Below are 16,352 nucleotides of genomic sequence, written 5' to 3' on the forward strand. Positions count from 1 at the left end.
AGGATGCGCGTCACCTGCCCGGTAACCCTTATGGAAGGAGCCTCTGCGATGCAGGGCGACCCCGAGGTCATCGAATTTCTCAACGAGCAGCTGACCGCCGAACTGACGGCGATCAACCAGTACTTTCTCCACGCCAAGATGCAGGAAAACTTCGGCTGGACGAAGCTCGCGAAGTACACCCGGTCCGAGTCGTTCGACGAGATGAAGCACGCGGAGGTGCTGACCGACCGGATTCTGTTCCTCGACGGTCTGCCCAACTACCAGCGGCTCTTCCACGTCCGGGTCGGCCAGACGGTCACCGAGATGTTCCAGGCCGACCGCCAGGTCGAGGTGGAGGCGATCGACCGCCTCAGGCGCGGCATCGAGGTGATGCGCACCAAGGGCGACATCACGTCCGCGAACATCTTCGAGTCGATCCTCGCGGACGAGGAGCACCACATCGACTATCTGGACACCCAGCTCGAACTGGTCGAGAAGCTGGGTGAGGCGCTCTACATCGCGCAGCTCATCGAGCAGCCGGACAGCTAGATCAGGCAGCCGGAGGGCTAGGCGGCCTCGGGGAGCTCGGTCCCGGAAGCCAGCGCCACCGCCGATTCTCCCTGGTCCACCAGTTCACGGCGGGGGCACGCGCCCCGGCCGAGGAGTGCCTGGATACGCCGCACGCACGAACCACAGTCCGTGCCGGCCTTGCAGGCCGACGCTATCTGGCGGGGGGTGCAGGCCCCGTCCGCCGCGTGCTTCTTCACCTGGGCCTCGGTGACCCCGAAGCAGTTGCAGACGTACACGCGGTTCACCTCCCGGACAGGACTCATCGGTAGCGCCGCCCCGATTGATCGGTGAGGCTAACCTAACCTTACCCGCGAGGGTCGGCACACAAAAGCCCCGGATACGCCGGTGGGGCGCGGATCACACGGATCCGCGCCCCACACGTGCGTACAGCGGAGAAACTACTGGTCGCGGTACATCTCGGCGACCAGGAACGCCAGGTCGAGCGACTGGCTGCGGTTGAGGCGCGGGTCGCAGGCCGTCTCGTAGCGCTGGTGCAGGTCGTCGACGAAGATCTCGTCGCCGCCGCCCACGCACTCGGTGACGTCGTCACCGGTGAGCTCGACGTGGATGCCGCCCGGGTGCGTGCCGAGCGCCTTGTGGACCTCGAAGAAGCCCTTGACCTCGTCGAGCACGTCGTCGAAGCGGCGGGTCTTGTGGCCGGAGGCCGCCTCGTAGGTGTTGCCGTGCATCGGGTCGGTGATCCAGGCGACGGTCGCGCCGGAGGCGGTGACCTTCTCGACCAGCTCGGGCAGCTTGTCGCGGACCTTGTCGGCGCCCATCCGGACGATGAAGGTCAGCCGGCCGGGCTCGCGGTCGGGGTCGAGGCGCTCGATGTACTGCAGCGCCTCCTCGGCCGTGGTGGTCGGGCCGAGCTTGACGCCGATGGGGTTGCGCACCTGGGAGGCGAACTCGATGTGCGCGTGGTCCAGTTGGCGGGTGCGCTCACCGATCCAGACCATATGACCCGAGGTGTCGTAAAGACGGCCGGTGCGCGAGTCGACGCGGGTCAGCGCCGTCTCGTAGTCGAGCAGCAGCGCCTCGTGGGAGGCGTAGAACTCGACGGTCTTGAACTCCTCCGGGTCGGTGCCGCAGGCCCGCATGAAGTTCAGCGCGTTGTCGATCTCGCGGGCCAGCTGCTCGTACCGCTGGCCGGAGGGGGACGACTTCACGAAGTCCTGGTTCCAGGCGTGCACCTGGCGCAGGTCCGCGTAACCGCCCGTGGTGAAGGCGCGCACGAGGTTGAGCGTGGAGGCGGAGGCGTTGTACATCCGCTTCAGGCGCTCGGGGTCCGGGATGCGGGCCTTCTCGTTGAACTCGAAGCCGTTGACCGAGTCGCCGCGGTACGTCGGCAGGGTCACGCCGTCGCGGGTCTCGGTGCCCTTGGAGCGCGGCTTGGAGTACTGCCCGGCGATGCGGCCCACCTTCACGACGGGCACGGACGCCGCGTACGTGAGGACGGCACCCATCTGGAGCAGCGTCTTCAGCTTGTTCCGGATGTGGTCGGCGGAGACGGCGTCGAAGGCCTCGGCGCAGTCGCCGCCCTGGAGCAGGAACGCCTCTCCCTTGGCGACGGAGGCCAGTCGGGCGCGCAGCTGGTCGCACTCGCCCGCGAAGACGAGCGGCGGATACGACTCGAGGTCCGCGATCACATCGCGCAGAGCCTCGGCATCGGGGTACTCGGGCTGCTGCGCCGCGGGCAGGTTTCGCCAGGTGTTGCCACCGGTGGCGGTGGTCTTAGCGTTCACGGTCACCTCGTCAACATTACGGGGTGCCGGGCAGCGTCCATTCCCCCGCTCACCAAGTGAGACGGACCCGACACAGTGGAGCGACCGTACACGTGATGCGTTATCGTGCCGCTCATGCGTACGCAGACGACGATGTCGAACTGGTGGTGGCCCGCTCATCCGGCGGCCCACTGACTCTGCGCGCACACAGACTCGCGAAGGCCGCCCGAGGGGCGGCCTTCAGTGTTTTCCGGGGACTTCCCGGGGGCGGGCCGTTCCTCTCCCCAGTGAGAAGGAACCGAAACGATGCAGCTCACCGACCTCCTGTCCGACGACCGCCCCTTCGCCCTGCTGCGCCGCCGCACCCCGGGCCGCGACCACGACACGGTCGAGGTCCTGATCGGCCCGACGGGCACGTACGAACGGCTCGCGGACATCCCGGAGGGCCTCGCGCTCGTGCCGTTCCGGCAGATCAGGGAGCGCGGCTTCGACGTACGCGACGACGGCACGCCGCTGACCGTCCTGACCCCCGAGGAGCGCCACGAGCTGCCGCTCGCCGAGGCCCTTGCGGCGCTGCCCGCGCACGAGGTGCGGGTCGAGGGCGGCGCCTTCGACGTGGACGACGCGGCGTACGCGGACATCGTGGGGCGGGTCCTGCGCGAGGAGATCGGCCGGGGCGAGGGCGCCAACTTCGTCATCCGGCGTACGTACGAGGGTGGGATCCCGGGCTTCGGCCGGGCCGACGCCCTCGCGCTCTTCCGGCGGCTGCTCGTCGGCGAGCGGGGCGCGTACTGGACGTACGTGGTGCACACGGGCGAGCGCACGCTCGTCGGGGCCAGCCCCGAGGTCCATGTGCGGATGTCCGGCGGGACCGTCGTCATGAACCCCATCAGCGGCACCTACCGCTACCCCGCCGACGGGCCCACCCCGGAGGGTCTGCTCGCCTTCCTCGCCGACGGCAAGGAGATCGAGGAGCTGTCGATGGTCGTCGACGAGGAGCTCAAGATGATGTGCACGGTCGGCGACATGGGCGGTGTCGTGATCGGGCCGCGCCTGAAGGAGATGGCCCATCTCGCACACACCGAGTACGAGTTGCGCGGCAGGTCGTCCCTGGACGTGCGGGAGGTCCTCAAGGAGACGATGTTCGCGGCGACCGTCACCGGATCGCCCGTGCAGAACGCCTGCCGGGTCATCGAGCGCCACGAGAGCGGGGGCCGCGGCTACTACGCGGGCGCCCTCGCCCTCGTCGGCAGGGACGCGGGCGGCGCGCAGACCCTGGACTCCCCCATCCTGATCCGCACCGCCGACATCACCGCGGCCGGGCGGCTCCGGGTGCCGGTGGGCGCCACGCTGGTGCGCGGCTCCGACCCGATGGGCGAGGTCGCCGAGACCCATGCGAAGGCCGCCGGGGTCCTCGCCGCCCTGGGCGTACGTCCGGGGCGTCCGCGCGCGGGCGACGCGGGGCCCGCCCTCGCCGACGATCCGCGGGTGCGGGCGGCGCTCGACGGCCGGCGGGCATCGCTCGCGCCGTTCTGGCTGCGGATGCAGGAGCCCGCGAGCGACCTGGCGGGGCACGCCCTCGTCGTCGACGGCGAGGACACGTTCACCGCGATGCTCGCGCACGTGCTGCGCTCCTCGGGCCTCGCGGTGTCGGTCCGGCGGTACGACGAGGAGGGGCTGCGGGAGGCGGTGCTCGCCCACGAGGGTCCCGTCGTGCTCGGCCCGGGGCCGGGCGACCCGTCCGACCTGACCGACCCGAAGATGCGCTTCTTGCGCTCGCTGGCCGCGGAGGTCGTCCGTACCCATGGGCACGGCGTGCTCGGCGTCTGCCTCGGGCACGAGCTGATCGCGGCCGAGCTGGGCCTGGAGATCGTGCGCAAGGAAGTGCCCTACCAGGGCGCGCAGACGGACATCGAGCTGTTCGGGCGGCCCGAGACCGTCGGGTTCTACAACAGCTTCGTGGCGCGCTGCGACGACGACGCGGCGGTGGAGCTCGCCGCGCACGGCGTCGAGGTCAGCAGGGACGCGGCCAGCGGCGAGGTGCACGCGCTGCGCGCGCCGTCCTTCGCGGGCGTGCAGTTCCACCCCGAGTCGGTGCTGACGCTGAGCGGGGCCCGGATCGTGCGGGAACTGCTCGGTCAGCTCCTGGCCGGGGCCGGGACGAGGACGTTCTCGGAGCGGCGGCCCGCGAGGTAGTCGAGGACGTTGCTCACCGTGGTGTCGATGATCTGGCCGACCGCGTCCACGGTGTAGTACGCCTGGTGGGAGGTGACCACGACGTTGGGGAAGGTGACGAGGCGGGCCAGCGTGTCGTCCTCGACGACCTCCAGGGACTTGTCGAGGAAGAAGAGGCCCGCCTCCGCCTCGTACACGTCGAGGCCCACACCCGTGAAGCGGCCCGCGCGCAACTCCTCGACCAGGGCCTTGGTGTCGATCAGGCCGCCCCTGCTGGAGTTCACCAGGATCGCGTCGTCCTTCATCATCCGCAGCGCGTCGGCGCCGATGAGGTGCTGGGTGGAGGGGAGCAGCGGCACGTGCAGGCTGACGAGGTCCGCCTCGGCGAGGAGCTCGTCCCGCTCCACGTACGTCATGCCGAGCCCGAGGCAGGCGGGGTTCTCGGCGACGTCCCAGCCGAGCAGCCGCATGCCGAAGCCGTGCGCGATCCGGGTGAACGCCTCGCCGATCTTGCCGGTGCCGAGCACGCCGACGGTGCGGCCGCGCAGGTCGCGGCCCATCAGGCCGTCGAGGCGGAAGTCGAAGTCGCGGGTGCGGTTGCTCGCGCGGACGATGCGGCGGTTGACGGCCATGGCAAGGGTCCAGGCGAACTCGGCCACAGAGTACGGCGAGTAGTACGAGACGCGGGCGACGGTCAGGCCGAGGCGCTCGGCGACCCGCAGGTCGATGTTGTTGAACCCGGTGGAGCGCTGGGCGATCATCTGCGTCCCGCCGGCCGCGAGGCTCTGCAGGACGCGGTTGTTCAGGGTGGCGTTGACGCTGGAGGAGATGACCTCGTAACCGGCGGCGATGGGGGCGGTGTCCTCGTTCAGGAACACGTCGAGGCAGCGGACGTCGTGGTGCCCCTCGAAGGCCTTCTCGATCAGCGGCTTCTCGTCGGACTGCACGCCGAACGCGAGGATCTCCATGGCGCGAGTCTAAGGAGCGCCGAACGGGACGGCACCCGGAGCGGGGGCCGTCCCGCCGGGCACAGGATCTCAGCCGAAGAACACCCCGACCTCCGCGTACAGCGCCGGGTCCACCGTCTTCAGTTTGGCCGTGGCCTCCGCGATCGGGACCCGGACCACGTTGGTGCCCTGGAGCGCGACCATCTTGCCGAAGTCGCCGTCCCGTACGGCCTCGATCGCGTGCAGTCCGAAGCGCGTGGCGAGCCAGCGGTCGAAGGCGCTGGGGGTGCCGCCGCGCTGGACGTGGCCGAGGACCGTGGTGCGCGCCTCCTTGCCGGTGCGCCCCTCGATCTCCTTGGCCAGCCACTCGCCGACCCCGGAGAGCCTGACGTGCCCGAAGGAGTCCTGCGTGCCGTCCTTGAGGACCATCTCGCCGTCCTTGGGCATCGCCCCTTCGGCGACGACGACGATGGGCGCGTACGACGCCTTGAAGCGCGAGGTCACCCACGCGCACACCTGGTCGACGTCGAAGCGCTGCTCGGGGATGAGGATGACGTTGGCGCCGCCCGCGAGGCCCGAGTGGAGCGCGATCCAGCCCGCGTGGCGGCCCATGACCTCCACGACGAGGACGCGCATGTGCGATTCGGCGGTGGTGTGGAGCCGGTCGATCGCCTCGGTGGCGATGCCGACCGCGGTGTCGAAGCCGAAGGTGTAGTCGGTGGCGGAGAGGTCGTTGTCGATGGTCTTGGGGACCCCGACGACCGGGACGCCGTACTCGTCGGTGAGGCGCGCGGCGACACCGAGGGTGTCCTCGCCGCCGATCGCGATGAGCGAGTCGACCTCCTGCTTGGCGAGGTTCTCCTTGATGCGGCGCACGCCGTTCTCCGCCTTGAACGGGTTGGTGCGCGACGAGCCGAGGATGGTGCCGCCGCGCGGCAGGATGCCGCGGACCGCGGGGATGTCGAGCGGGACGGTGTCGCCCTCCAGCGGACCGCGCCAGCCGTCCCGGAAGCCGACGAAGTCATAGCCGTACTCCTGCACGCCCTTGCGGACGATGCCCCGGATGACAGCGTTGAGCCCGGGGCAGTCGCCGCCTCCGGTCAGTACGCCAATTTTCTTGGCCCCCATGGAAATGTCCCTTCGCCTCAGTGACCTGATGCGAGTCACGCTAATGGTGATCCAGGTCACTCAGGGATGGTGCGAATGGTCAATTCCCTTGTGGCGCAGGGCAGTTGATCAAGCACTTTCACTCGTACGAGGGGTTTCGCGGCGGCGGCTTCGCGCTCACGCGTCGTCGAGGCCCCGCTCTATCGCGTACCGCACGAGCTCCACCCTGTTGTGCAGCTGGAGCTTGCCCAGGGTGTTCTGGACGTGGTTCTGCACGGTGCGGTGCGAGATGACCAGGCGCTCGGCGATCTGCTTGTAGCTCAGGCCCTTGGCGACTAGGCGCAGTACCTCCGTCTCGCGGTCGGTGAGCCGGGGGGCCTTCGGGTCGTCGGGGGTGCCGGCCGCGGGCTCGGTGGCCAGGCGGCGGTACTCGCCGAGGACGAGGCCCGCGAGGCCCGGGGTGAAGACGGCGTCGCCGACGGCCGTGCGGCGGACCGCGTCGATCAGCTCCTCGGTCGACGCCGACTTCAGGAGATAGCCGGTGGCGCCGGACTTGACGGCCTCCAGGACGTCGGCGTGCTCGCCGCTCGCCGAGAGGACCAGGACGCGCAGCGCCGGGTTGCCTGCGACGAGCTCCTTGCAGACCTGCACGCCCGGCTTGAGCGGGAGGTTCAGGTCGAGGACCAGGACGTCGGGGCCCGCGGCCTGCGCGCGGCGCACCGCCTGCTCACCGTCGCCCGCCGTGGCGACCACGTCGAGGCCCGCCTCCGCGAGGTCGCGGGCGACGGCGTCGCGCCACATGGGGTGGTCGTCGACGACCATGACCTTGACGGGTCCTGCCGCCGCCGCGCCCTCCGTGGCCCGGGTCGTGGCCGGTTCCTGCCTCTGCTGCTCGTTCATCTCGCCTTTCCCGCCTTCCCCCGCGCGTCCCGCGCCTCTTCGCGCGGCACTCTCAGTTCCACTTCCGTCCCCTGGCCCGGCACCGAGATCAGCTCGGCCGTGCCCCCGATGTCCCGCAGCCGCCCCCGGATCGACAGGGCCACCCCGAGCCGCCCCTCCCCCTCGGCCTCCGCGAGCCGCCCCTCCGGGATGCCGGGGCCGTCGTCCCTGACGGTCACGATGACCTCGCCCGGCTCGTCCTCGACCAGGATCCACGCGCGCGCCTGTGCGCCCGCGTGCCTGCGGACATTGTCCAGGGCGGCGCCGACAGCGGCCGCCAGCTCCCTCGCGGCCCCCGGCGCGAGGAGCACCGGCGCCCCGGGCTCGGAGAGCGTGACCTTCGCCCCCGCGTGCGCGACGAGGAGCGAGCGCAGGTCACAGGGGGTCCCGTCGTCCCGTTCGGCGTCGTCCGGCACCTCGACGGCGCGTACGACAGCACCCTGCGAGGCGTCCTCCGACACGCGCGACGCCGGCACCATGCCCCCGGCGACCAGGGTGCGCAGCGCGACCTCCTGCTCACCGGCGAGGCGGCCGAGCTCCGCGGCCTCGCCGCCGATGGCGGTGCCGCGCCGCTGCACCATGGCGAGGACCTGAAGGACGCTGTCGTGGATGTCGCGGGCGAGCCGTTCGCGCTCGCGGGTGGCGGCCTCTATCTCCAGGGCGCGGGCCAGGGTGCGCTCGGAGGCGCGGGCCAGCTCGACGACGTACCCGATGGCGATGGAGGCGATGCAGACCAGCAGGACGTTGTGCAGGGTGTCCCGGCTGAACGCGCCGCGCTGCACCACGTTGGCGACCCCCACGAGGAGGGACGCCGACGCCGCCCAGCGCCAGCCGCCCTTGATCGCGAACGCCAGGACGGAGCCCGCGGTCCATATGGAGGGCAGCGTCGGGCCGCCGTCGGCGATCCGCTGCTGCGAGTCGGCGAGGGGGGTGAGCAGGATGCCGGCGATCGCGACCGTCAGGTCCGCGAAGAGGAACCGCCGGGTGCAGCTCGCGGCGTTCGCGACGCGGGGCAGGGTGGCGAGGGTCCAGGGGGCGAGCACCGCGTAGTAGGCGACCGCGAGCCAGGGGCGGTCCAGCTTCTCGTGCGCGGCGACGAAGAGGCCGATCGCGTACAGCATCGTCAGTACGCGGTAGGCGGTGAGCGCACGCCACAGCGGCTGCTCGACCGACATCCTCATGACTTGCTCTCGCCTGGCCATCTCCCCCGGTTCCCCCCGCGACGCCCGTCCCCCGGCCCGCCTGCTTCTCGGCTAGCCCGCCTTCTTCCCGGCGTCCTGCTCCGCGGTCTTCTCCGCGCTCTGCTCCGCCGCCTTCTCGGCCGCCTTCGCGGCCTTGGCCGCGTCGGCGATCTGGCGCTTGGCGGCCGTCGCGTACATGTCGACGTACTCCTGGCCGGAGAGCTTCATGATCTCGTACATGACCTCGTCGGTCAGCGCGCGCAGCACGAAGCGGTCCTGCTCCATGCCCTGGTAGCGCCGGAAGTCGAGCGGCTCGCCGATCCGGATGCCGGGCCGCATCAGCTTCGGCAGCACCTTGCCGGGCGGCTGGATCTTCTCGGTGTCGATCATCGCGACGGGGAGCACGGGGGCGCCGGTGGCGAGCGCCACACGCGCGAGGCCACCCGGTTTGCCGCGGTAGAGACGCCCGTCGGGCGAGCGGGTGCCCTCGGGGTAGATGCCGAAGAGCTCGCCGCGCTCCAGGACCTCGATGCCGCTCCTGATGGCCGCCTCGCCCGCCCCGCGTCCGCCGGAGCGGTCCACGGGCAGCTGTCCCACGCCCTTGAAGAAGGCCGCGGTGAGCTTGCCCTTCACGCCCGGCGAGGTGAAGTACTCCGCCTTGGCGATGAAGGTGACCTTGCGGTCGAGGACCGCGGGGAGGAAGAAGGAGTCCGAGAACGAGAGGTGGTTGCTGGCCAGAATCGCGGGGCCCTCGGCGGGAACGTTCTCAAGGCCCTCCACCCAGGGCCTGAAGCCGAGCTTCAGCGGCCCTCCGATGGCAACCTTCATTGCGCCGTAGATCAAACCGAGTGCCTCCTGTATCTGTGGATCAGACCTTAACCCGCGGTAGCGCCAATGGGCCCGACGACCCTGGTCGGTGTCAGTCCGGTCGCGTACGGTGAAGTACTCCCACCTCACACGAAGGAGACCGAAGTGCCGGTCCTCCCCGGAGCCGAGCCGTACCGCCACGAAGGCGGCGAGGTCGGCGTCCTGCTCTGCCACGGCTTCACCGGATCCCCGCAGTCGCTGCGCCCCTGGGCCGAGTACCTCGCGGAGCGCGGCCTCACCGTCTCGCTGCCGCTCCTTCCCGGGCACGGCACCCGCTGGGAGGACATGCAGGCCACCGGCTGGCAGGACTGGTACGCGGAGGTGGAGCGCGAGCTGCACAACCTCCTCGACCGGTGCGCGCGGGTCTTCGTGTTCGGGCTCTCCATGGGCGGGGCGCTCGCGCTGCGCCTGGCCGCGAAGCACGGGGACGCGGTCAGCGGTCTCGTCCTGGTCAACCCGGGGAACAAGGTGCACGGTCTCGCGGCCCACGCGCTGCCGGTCGCCCGGCACCTCCTGCCGAGCACGAAGGGCATCGTCAGCGACATCGCGAGGCCCGGCTCCGAGGAGGTCGGCTACCACCGGATCCCGTTGCACGCCGCGCACTCGCTGCGCCGCTTCTTCCGTCTCGTCGATGCCGAACTGCCGCAGGTCACCCAGCCGTTGATGGTGCTGCACAGCCCGCGCGACCATGTGGTGCCGCCCGCCGACTCGGCCCGGATCCTCGGCCGCGTCTCCTCCACGGACGTCACGGAGATCCTGCTGGAACAGAGCTACCACGTCGCGACGTTGGACTATGACGCGGACCGGATTTTCGAGGAGAGCCACACGTTCGTCGGCCGGATCGCCCCCAGTGTCGGTAAGGAAGGGACGGCCACCGGTGGCTGAGCACGAGGCGGCGGACCGCGACGAGAGCCGCGAGCCCGAGAAGATCCCCGAGGGCGCGGCACCCGGTGGGGGCCTGCCCCTGGACGAGGACGCCGCCTGGCAGGCGATCGTCGCGGGGTACGGCGAGGAGCCCGCGGATCCGCCGGGCGCCAAGCCCTTCAAGTCGGTCGACGACCTGGCGCTCCTGGAGAGCGAGACGAACGGCACGGCGGGCGGCCCGGCGAAGGCCCCCACCGAATCGCCGGACGACAAGTCCGGCCCCGACAAGCCGCTCGGCAGCTCCGTCTCGTTCGCGCCCGGCGTCGGCGGCCCGCGCGACTACACCGCGCCGGAGCCCTCCGAGAGCGACTTCGACGCCGACGACGAGGGGCACTTCGTGCCTCCGGAGCCGCCGCCGCTGCCCGAGGCCGACGTGACGGCCAAGTTCGCCTGGCTCGCCGTGCTCGGCGGCCCGCTGCTCATCCTGCTCGCGGTGCTGTTCGGCTGGCAGATGACCTGGTGGCTGACCACGCTCGGCATCGGCGGCTTCCTGGGCGGCTTCGCCACCCTCGTGGTGCGGATGAACAGCGGCGACGACGAGGAGAACGACGACCCGGGGCGCGGCGCCGTCGTCTGAGAGCCTGCGCCCTCCCCCCGGGGGCAGGAAACCTAGCTCGCCGGGACCCTGAGGGCGGCCAGGACCGGCAGGTGGTCCGTGGCCGCCCGCAGGTCCGCCTCGCTCACCCCGGGCAGGTCCAACGGCACGCCGCAGCCGAGTACTTCGATGCCGCGCGTGGCGAAGAGCGCGTCGATGCGCTGGTGCGGGTCGGCAGGCGTCGAGGTGTGCTCGCCGCCCCAGGGCCGCGCCGACCAGCAGTCCTGGAGCCCGTCGGCGAGCCTGCGGAACGTCGGTCCTGACGGCCGCTCGTTGAGGTCGCCGCCCGCGACCGCGTGCTCCACGCCCATCCCGGCGAGCCGGTCGAGGAGCATCCCGCCCTGCGCGTACCGCTCCTCGCCCTGCAGGCTGAGGTGAGCGCTGAGGGCGCCGATCCTGGCGCCGCCGAACCGTACGACGGCGGTGGCGAAGCCGCGCCGGTGCAGGCCCGGGGTGAGCGGGAGCAGCACGTCCTCGGTGCGCTCGACCGTGGCGCGCAGGGAGCAGAGCAGCGCGGGGCCCGCCGCGGTGCCGCCGCCGGAGAGGATCACCAGATCGGCCGCGCGCGCGAGGCGGGCCAGCTTCTTGCGCCAGCGGAAGAACCGCGGGGCCTCCTGGACGAGGACGAGGTCGGGGGCGCAGGCGGAGATGACCCTGGCGAGCGCGGCGGTGTCGTCGCGCATCGAGCGGATGTTGTAGCTGAGCACCCGGATGACGGCCGAACCATCGGCTTCGGTGCAGGAGTTGGGCAGCGTAGAGAGCGGGCTCTTCGGCATGACGATCAAGATACGCGAACGCCGGACGGGCCGGGGAAATCCCAGCCCGTCCGGCGTTTGATGACGAGCGCGCAGCGCGATGGGCGGCGCCCCCGTCACCGGGCCGCATGGCGACCGCGTCACATGACGGGATCAGGCTCCCGCGCCAGGTCCGCCGCGCCGACAAGCCCCGCGTCGTTGCCCAGCTGGGCCGCGATGACCTGGGCCTCGGGGCGCCAGGCGGCGCCGACGAGCCAGCGCTTGAAGGACTTGCGGATCGGGTCGAGGACCAGTTCACCCTCGTCCGAGAGGCCGCCGCCGACGATGAACGCGGACGGGTCGAAGAGCGACGCCAGGTCGGCGAGGCCGGCGCCCGCCCAGCGGGCCAGCTCGCGGTAGGAGTCGATGGCGACGGGGTCGCCCTGGCGCGCGGCCATCGAGATGTGCTTGCCCTCGATGCCCTCGGGGGTGCCGTCACCCAGCGAGAGGAGGTACTCGGCGTTCTCGGGAGTGGCGTTCGCCCGCTGCATGGCGTACCGCACGAGGGCGCGCCCCGAGGCGTACTGCTCCCAGCAGCCCTGGCTGCCGCAGCCGCAGAGCAGGCCGTCCGGCACCATCCGGATGTGGCCGAACTCGGCGGCCACACCGAAGTGGCCGCGGCGCAGCTTGTTGCCGATGATGATGCCGCCGCCGAGACCAGTGCCGAGCGTGATGCAGATGACGTTGCGGTGGCCCTTGCCGCCGCCGAACTTGTACTCGCCCCAGGCCGCGGCGTTGGCGTCGTTCTCCACGACGACCGGCAGGCCGACGCGCTTCTCGACCTCTTCCTTCAGCGGCTCCTGCCGCCAGTCGATGTTCGGCGCGAAGTAGACCGTGGAGCGCTGGCGGTTGACGTAGCCGGCGGCGCCGATGCCGACACCGACGATCTCGTGCCCGGCCCGCGCGCCCGCCACGGCGGAGGCGATCGCGTCGACGATGGCCTCGGAAGTCCCAGGGGTCGGCACCTTGAAGGTCGAGAGGATGTTGCCGTCCTCGTCGACCACTCCGGCCGCGATCTTGGTGCCGCCGATGTCGACGCCGATGGTGAGTCCCATGAATCCCTCAGTTCGATCGAGCCCCGCTACGGCCCACCGTACCCGAGGGGGGTCAGTCCAGATCGATGTGTTCGCCGGCCGCGGGGCCCTCGTCCCGGCGCTCCGGGGAGTCCGCGGCGCCCTTCGCGCCGCCGTCGGGACCGTCGCCGCGGGTCCACCGGCCCTCCTGGCCCCGGGCCGCCGAGCGGTAGGCGGCGAGCAGCTCGGAGCCGGCCGCCGCTAGGTGGTCGAAGACGTCGGGGTTGCGTTCGATGACCGGCTCGACGACGGCCTTCGCCTCCCGGACGACCTGCTTGAGGGTCTGCTCGACGGCGCCCTGCGCGACCGCGCCGAGCAGCGGCGACCGTAGCCCGGAGAGCTTCTCCGAGACGGCGTCGACGAGCTTGAGCAGCTCCTCGGCGGCCGACCCCGCCGGGGTGCCGTACTGCGCGCGGCGGCGGGCCTGCTCGGCCGCGAGATCCTCGGCGCACGCCTGCTCCCAGGCGTCGGCGTCGACTTCGGAGGCTTCGCGCTCGGTGGCATCGCTCATACCACTCGACGTTACCCGAATGGCGGTCCCGTGTTCACCGGCCGTGCGGGCGCGGGGCCGGGTCACGGCGAGGTTCAGTTCCCGCGCGGCCACAGAGCCGGATCGGGCGCGAACCGCACCCGCAGCTCGCCCTCGCGCAGTCCGGCCCCCGCCACCGTGCAGCGGCGCAGCGCGGACGGCAGGGTGACGATGCGGCGGAAGGGGCCCGCGGTGACGACGAGCTCGTCGCCGCGCCGGATCAGGCCGAGCTCGTCGCGTCCGACGCCGGGGAGCGGGATGTGCCAGACGTACGCGTGGCTTCCGTCGCCGGAGGCGTCGGTGATGGTGCCGGAGGCTTCGGTGACGGGCCAGGTGACGGGGGCGGGGGCAGGGCCGGGCGCCGTCAGGCCGAGGGCTTCGAGGTCCTCGGCGCCGCGGGGGTCGCGGCCGAGGTGGGGAACCCTGCCGACGTGGTCGTACGCCGACTCCCACTCGTCCAGCGTCTTGTGCTGCTGCGCGCAGAGCCCGGCCAGCCAGGTGTCGGCGCTCGCGTCCGGGAGGATCCGGTTGGCGATCAGGAGGTCGGTGCGCAGGCCGTGCAGGGCCAGGCCGGTGGCGGCGGCGCGGACGGCGTCGGCGCCCGCGGGGCCCGGCTCGGCGGTCAGCCGGACGGTGGTGGTGGGCGCCTCGATCACGCGCTGGACGGCGGCGAGCTCGTCCTCGAGGCGGGCCGCGCTCTCGTACAGCCAGGCGGCCGGCATGGGGACGCCCGCGAGGCGGCCGAGCATGGGGCGCAGGGCGCGGGCCGCCTGCCGCTCGGGCGGGAGCAGGCGGCGCAGGTAGCGGCGGAGCTGCTCGGGGAGGGCGAGGGCCGCGAGGGCCCTGGGGGTGGGCGGCAGGTCGACGATCAGCGTGTCGTGGGCGTCGTCCGCGCCGGCGTCGCGCAGGGCGCGCAGCAGGGCAAGCTCCTCGGCCCCGGGCAGCGGGGTCAGCTCCTCGCCGTCGAGCCGCTCGGCGCCGAGCAGGTCCAGGGCGGAGGAGGCACGTTCCTGCAGGGCGACCAGATCGTCGCGGAAGCGGTCGTCGGGGGCGAGCCGCCGGGTGGTGAGCCCGGGGTGCGTGTCCGGCCCGCCGAGCACCGCGCCGAGGGTGTCGGCACGGTCGGCGGAGAGCACGAGGACCCGGTGCCCGGCGTGCGCGGCGGCGAGCGCGGTGGCCGCGGCGAGCGTGGTCCGCCCGGAGCCGCCGGGGCCGGTGACGAGGAGGGTGCGCATAAGGGTGAACGGTACGTCAGGCCGGGGGTGGGGGCGGGGGCGCCCACTCGCCGTGGGAGAGGCTGCTCGTTCGCGGCTCTCGGCCGGGTGTGGTTGCTCGCGCGGTTCCCCGCGCCCCTGGAAGCAAGGGCTTCGCCCTGCTTCCCCTCTCAGGCTTCCTTGGACTCGACCCTCTTCTTGAGGCCCGCCAGGGCTCGGTCGATGATGACCTTTTCGGCCTTGCGCTTGATCATGCCGAGCATGGGGATCTTGACGTCGACGGTGAGGCGGTAGGTGACCTCGGTGCCGGAGCCCACGGGCCTCAGGAGGTACGAGCCGTCCAGGGAGCGGAGCATCTGGGACTTGACGAGGGTCCAGCTGACCTCGTTGTCGCCGGTCCAGGTGTAGCCGAGCGTCTGGTCGTCCTTGATCGCGCCGGCGTCCATGACGAGCCGGACCTCCTTGGCGCGGCCCTGCTCGTCGGTGGCCAGCACGTCGGCCTCCTTCACCTCTCCCGTCCAGTCCGGATAGCGGGCGAAGTCGGCGATCACTCCCATCACCTCGGCCGGTGCCGCCTCGATCGTGATGCTCGAGCTGGTGTGTTCGGCCATCGCTGTGGCTCCTCCAGATGCGGTCCGGGATGGGCGTGTACGTACCGCGTGAAGGCTACCGCGCGCCGCGCCGTCACCATTCCAGGGCCCAGGGCCGGGAGGACCCGGCGAAGTGCCCGACGTTCACGCACTCCGTCGCGCCGACGCGCATGCGCCGGACCAGCGGCTGGTGGACGTGGCCGAAGAGGGCGTACTTGGGGCGGGTCCTGCGGATCGCGTCGAGCAGCGCGCGGCTGCCGCGCTCGAAGCGGCGGGCCACGGTGTCGTAGAGGAGCTCGGGGACGTCCGGCGGAATGTGCGTGCACAGGACGTCGACCTCGCCGACCGCCTCGATCTTGGCGGCGTACTCCTCGTCGCTGATCTCGTAGGGGGTACGCATCGGGGTGCGCAGCCCGCCGCCGACGAACCCGAAGACACGGCCGCCGATCTCGACCCGGTCGCCGTCAAGGACGGTGGTGCCGGGCCTCGCGTACTCGGACCACAGGGCCGGGATGTCGACGTTGCCGTAGGTGGCGTAGGTCGGGGTGGGGAAGGCCGCGAACATTTCGGCGTACTGCTTGCGGACGGCGCGCTCGATCGCCGCGCCCCGGTCCACGCCCGCCCACAGCCGGCCGCCGAACTCCCTGGCCTCCTCGAAACGGCGGGCGGTGCGCAGTTCCACCAGCCTGGTCGCGTTCTTTGCGCCGAAGAGGTCGGGGAAGATGCCGCGCGAGTGGTCCGCGTAGTCGAGGAAGAGCACGAGGTCGCCGAGGCAGACGAGCGCGTCCGCGCCGTCCCCCGCGCGGGCGAGACCCTCGGCGTTGCCGTGCACGTCACTGACCACGTTGACCCGGAAAGCTGGCATGCCGATCACCCTAGGACGGTGCCCGCGCGGAGGGTAGGGGCCCAGGGCAGCGGCCGGACCTGCGGTTACTTCCGAGTCGGGAAGAGCGTGGCGTACTGTGCGACGCAGACAACAGCGACGTGTGACGCACCGAACATCTGGGCCCGCCCCCCTACCGAACAAGCCATACCGATGGGTAACGTCCGGGCAGTCCAGTAGTGCTCAGCCCCTCATCTCGACTGAGCGCCTGCCCGATCTTGGACCGCACCGTCGCAGCACACAACGTCGTGGCGCCGGCGC

Annotated in this window: 17 protein-coding genes; 4 read left to right on the forward strand and 13 right to left on the reverse strand. The window is 71.7% G+C overall.

What is annotated here, in order from left to right; all coding sequences use genetic code 11:
* Positions 1 to 48: 48 nt before the first annotated feature.
* Positions 49 to 528: a bacterioferritin gene (gene bfr / locus ACFVYR_RS23820; protein WP_384260759.1), complete on the forward strand. Its 480-nt coding sequence runs from the start codon at positions 49 to 51 to the stop codon at positions 526 to 528.
* Positions 529 to 545: 17 nt separating this feature from the next.
* Here bfr and ACFVYR_RS23825 read toward each other — a convergent pair whose 3' ends face one another.
* Together ACFVYR_RS23825 and ACFVYR_RS23830 are read right to left on the reverse strand one after the other, a co-directional pair.
* A complete protein-coding gene (locus ACFVYR_RS23825) occupies positions 546 to 794 on the reverse strand; it encodes a bacterioferritin-associated ferredoxin (RefSeq protein ID WP_384260839.1) in 249 nt (82 codons plus the stop codon).
* Between the two features lie 153 nt (positions 795 to 947).
* Complete coding sequence (locus ACFVYR_RS23830) at positions 948 to 2,300, reverse strand: class II 3-deoxy-7-phosphoheptulonate synthase (protein ID WP_384260762.1); 1,353 nt, start codon at positions 2,298 to 2,300, stop codon at positions 948 to 950.
* Between the two features lie 279 nt (positions 2,301 to 2,579).
* Here ACFVYR_RS23830 and ACFVYR_RS23835 point away from each other — a divergent pair, with 279 nt between their 5' ends.
* A complete protein-coding gene (locus ACFVYR_RS23835; protein WP_384260764.1) occupies positions 2,580 to 4,469 on the forward strand; it encodes an anthranilate synthase family protein in 1,890 nt (629 codons plus the stop codon).
* On the opposite strand, the gene ACFVYR_RS23840 is transcribed toward ACFVYR_RS23835, so the two are convergent.
* The 5 genes from ACFVYR_RS23840 to ACFVYR_RS23860 all read right to left on the reverse strand — a co-directional run bounded on the left by ACFVYR_RS23840 (position 4,412) and on the right by ACFVYR_RS23860 (position 9,450).
* The gene (locus ACFVYR_RS23840; RefSeq protein ID WP_384260767.1) at positions 4,412 to 5,416 is read right to left on the reverse strand and encodes a 2-hydroxyacid dehydrogenase; all 1,005 of its coding nucleotides are present in this window, start codon (positions 5,414 to 5,416) and stop codon (positions 4,412 to 4,414) included. The genes ACFVYR_RS23835 and ACFVYR_RS23840 overlap by 58 nt on opposite strands.
* A 69-nt stretch (positions 5,417 to 5,485) precedes the next feature.
* Positions 5,486 to 6,523 (reverse strand): 6-phosphofructokinase, encoded by a 1,038-nt coding sequence (locus tag ACFVYR_RS23845; RefSeq protein WP_384260769.1) that lies wholly within the window; start codon positions 6,521 to 6,523, stop codon positions 5,486 to 5,488.
* 156 nt (positions 6,524 to 6,679) lie between these two features.
* Positions 6,680 to 7,324, reverse strand: coding sequence for a response regulator (locus tag ACFVYR_RS23850; protein WP_384260842.1), 645 nt, complete (start codon positions 7,322 to 7,324; stop codon positions 6,680 to 6,682).
* Between the two features lie 74 nt (positions 7,325 to 7,398).
* Positions 7,399 to 8,643: a MacS family sensor histidine kinase gene (gene macS, locus ACFVYR_RS23855; RefSeq protein ID WP_384260771.1), complete on the reverse strand. Its 1,245-nt coding sequence runs from the start codon at positions 8,641 to 8,643 to the stop codon at positions 7,399 to 7,401.
* Between the two features lie 51 nt (positions 8,644 to 8,694).
* Positions 8,695 to 9,450 carry a lysophospholipid acyltransferase family protein gene (locus ACFVYR_RS23860; RefSeq protein ID WP_384260774.1) on the reverse strand — a complete coding sequence of 252 codons (756 nt, stop codon included), beginning with the start codon at positions 9,448 to 9,450 and terminating at the stop codon, positions 8,695 to 8,697.
* Positions 9,451 to 9,594: 144 nt separating this feature from the next.
* Here ACFVYR_RS23860 and ACFVYR_RS23865 point away from each other — a divergent pair, with 144 nt between their 5' ends.
* Together ACFVYR_RS23865 and ACFVYR_RS23870 are read left to right on the forward strand one after the other, a co-directional pair.
* Complete coding sequence (locus tag ACFVYR_RS23865) at positions 9,595 to 10,374, forward strand: alpha/beta hydrolase (RefSeq protein WP_384260776.1); 780 nt, start codon at positions 9,595 to 9,597, stop codon at positions 10,372 to 10,374.
* Entirely contained in the window at positions 10,367 to 10,990 is a 624-nt protein-coding gene (locus ACFVYR_RS23870) for a hypothetical protein (RefSeq protein WP_384260779.1), read from the forward strand. The genes ACFVYR_RS23865 and ACFVYR_RS23870 overlap by 8 nt, the downstream gene beginning before the upstream one ends.
* Before the next feature lie 32 nt (positions 10,991 to 11,022).
* Here ACFVYR_RS23870 and ACFVYR_RS23875 read toward each other — a convergent pair whose 3' ends face one another.
* The 6 genes from ACFVYR_RS23875 to ACFVYR_RS23900 form a co-directional block, all read right to left on the reverse strand.
* On the reverse strand, positions 11,023 to 11,784 hold the full coding sequence (locus ACFVYR_RS23875) for an endonuclease/exonuclease/phosphatase family protein (RefSeq protein WP_384260781.1): 762 nt from the start codon (positions 11,782 to 11,784) through the stop codon (positions 11,023 to 11,025).
* Between the two features lie 119 nt (positions 11,785 to 11,903).
* A complete protein-coding gene (locus ACFVYR_RS23880) occupies positions 11,904 to 12,857 on the reverse strand; it encodes an ROK family glucokinase (RefSeq protein ID WP_384260783.1) in 954 nt (317 codons plus the stop codon).
* 52 nt (positions 12,858 to 12,909) lie between these two features.
* A complete protein-coding gene (locus ACFVYR_RS23885; RefSeq protein ID WP_384260786.1) occupies positions 12,910 to 13,386 on the reverse strand; it encodes a DUF5304 domain-containing protein in 477 nt (158 codons plus the stop codon).
* Between the two features lie 74 nt (positions 13,387 to 13,460).
* Positions 13,461 to 14,639, reverse strand: a complete 1,179-nt coding sequence (locus tag ACFVYR_RS23890) for an ArsA family ATPase (RefSeq protein WP_384260788.1) — start codon at positions 14,637 to 14,639, stop codon at positions 13,461 to 13,463.
* Positions 14,640 to 14,788: 149 nt separating this feature from the next.
* Complete coding sequence (locus ACFVYR_RS23895; RefSeq protein ID WP_384260791.1) at positions 14,789 to 15,229, reverse strand: SRPBCC family protein; 441 nt, start codon at positions 15,227 to 15,229, stop codon at positions 14,789 to 14,791.
* A gap of 73 nt (positions 15,230 to 15,302) precedes the next feature.
* Positions 15,303 to 16,073 carry a metallophosphoesterase gene (locus ACFVYR_RS23900; RefSeq protein ID WP_384260794.1) on the reverse strand — a complete coding sequence of 257 codons (771 nt, stop codon included), beginning with the start codon at positions 16,071 to 16,073 and terminating at the stop codon, positions 15,303 to 15,305.
* Positions 16,074 to 16,352 lie beyond the last annotated feature (279 nt).

The organism is Streptomyces sp. NPDC058284, assembly GCF_042881135.1.
Classification (GTDB): Bacteria; Actinomycetota; Actinomycetes; order Streptomycetales; family Streptomycetaceae; genus Streptomyces.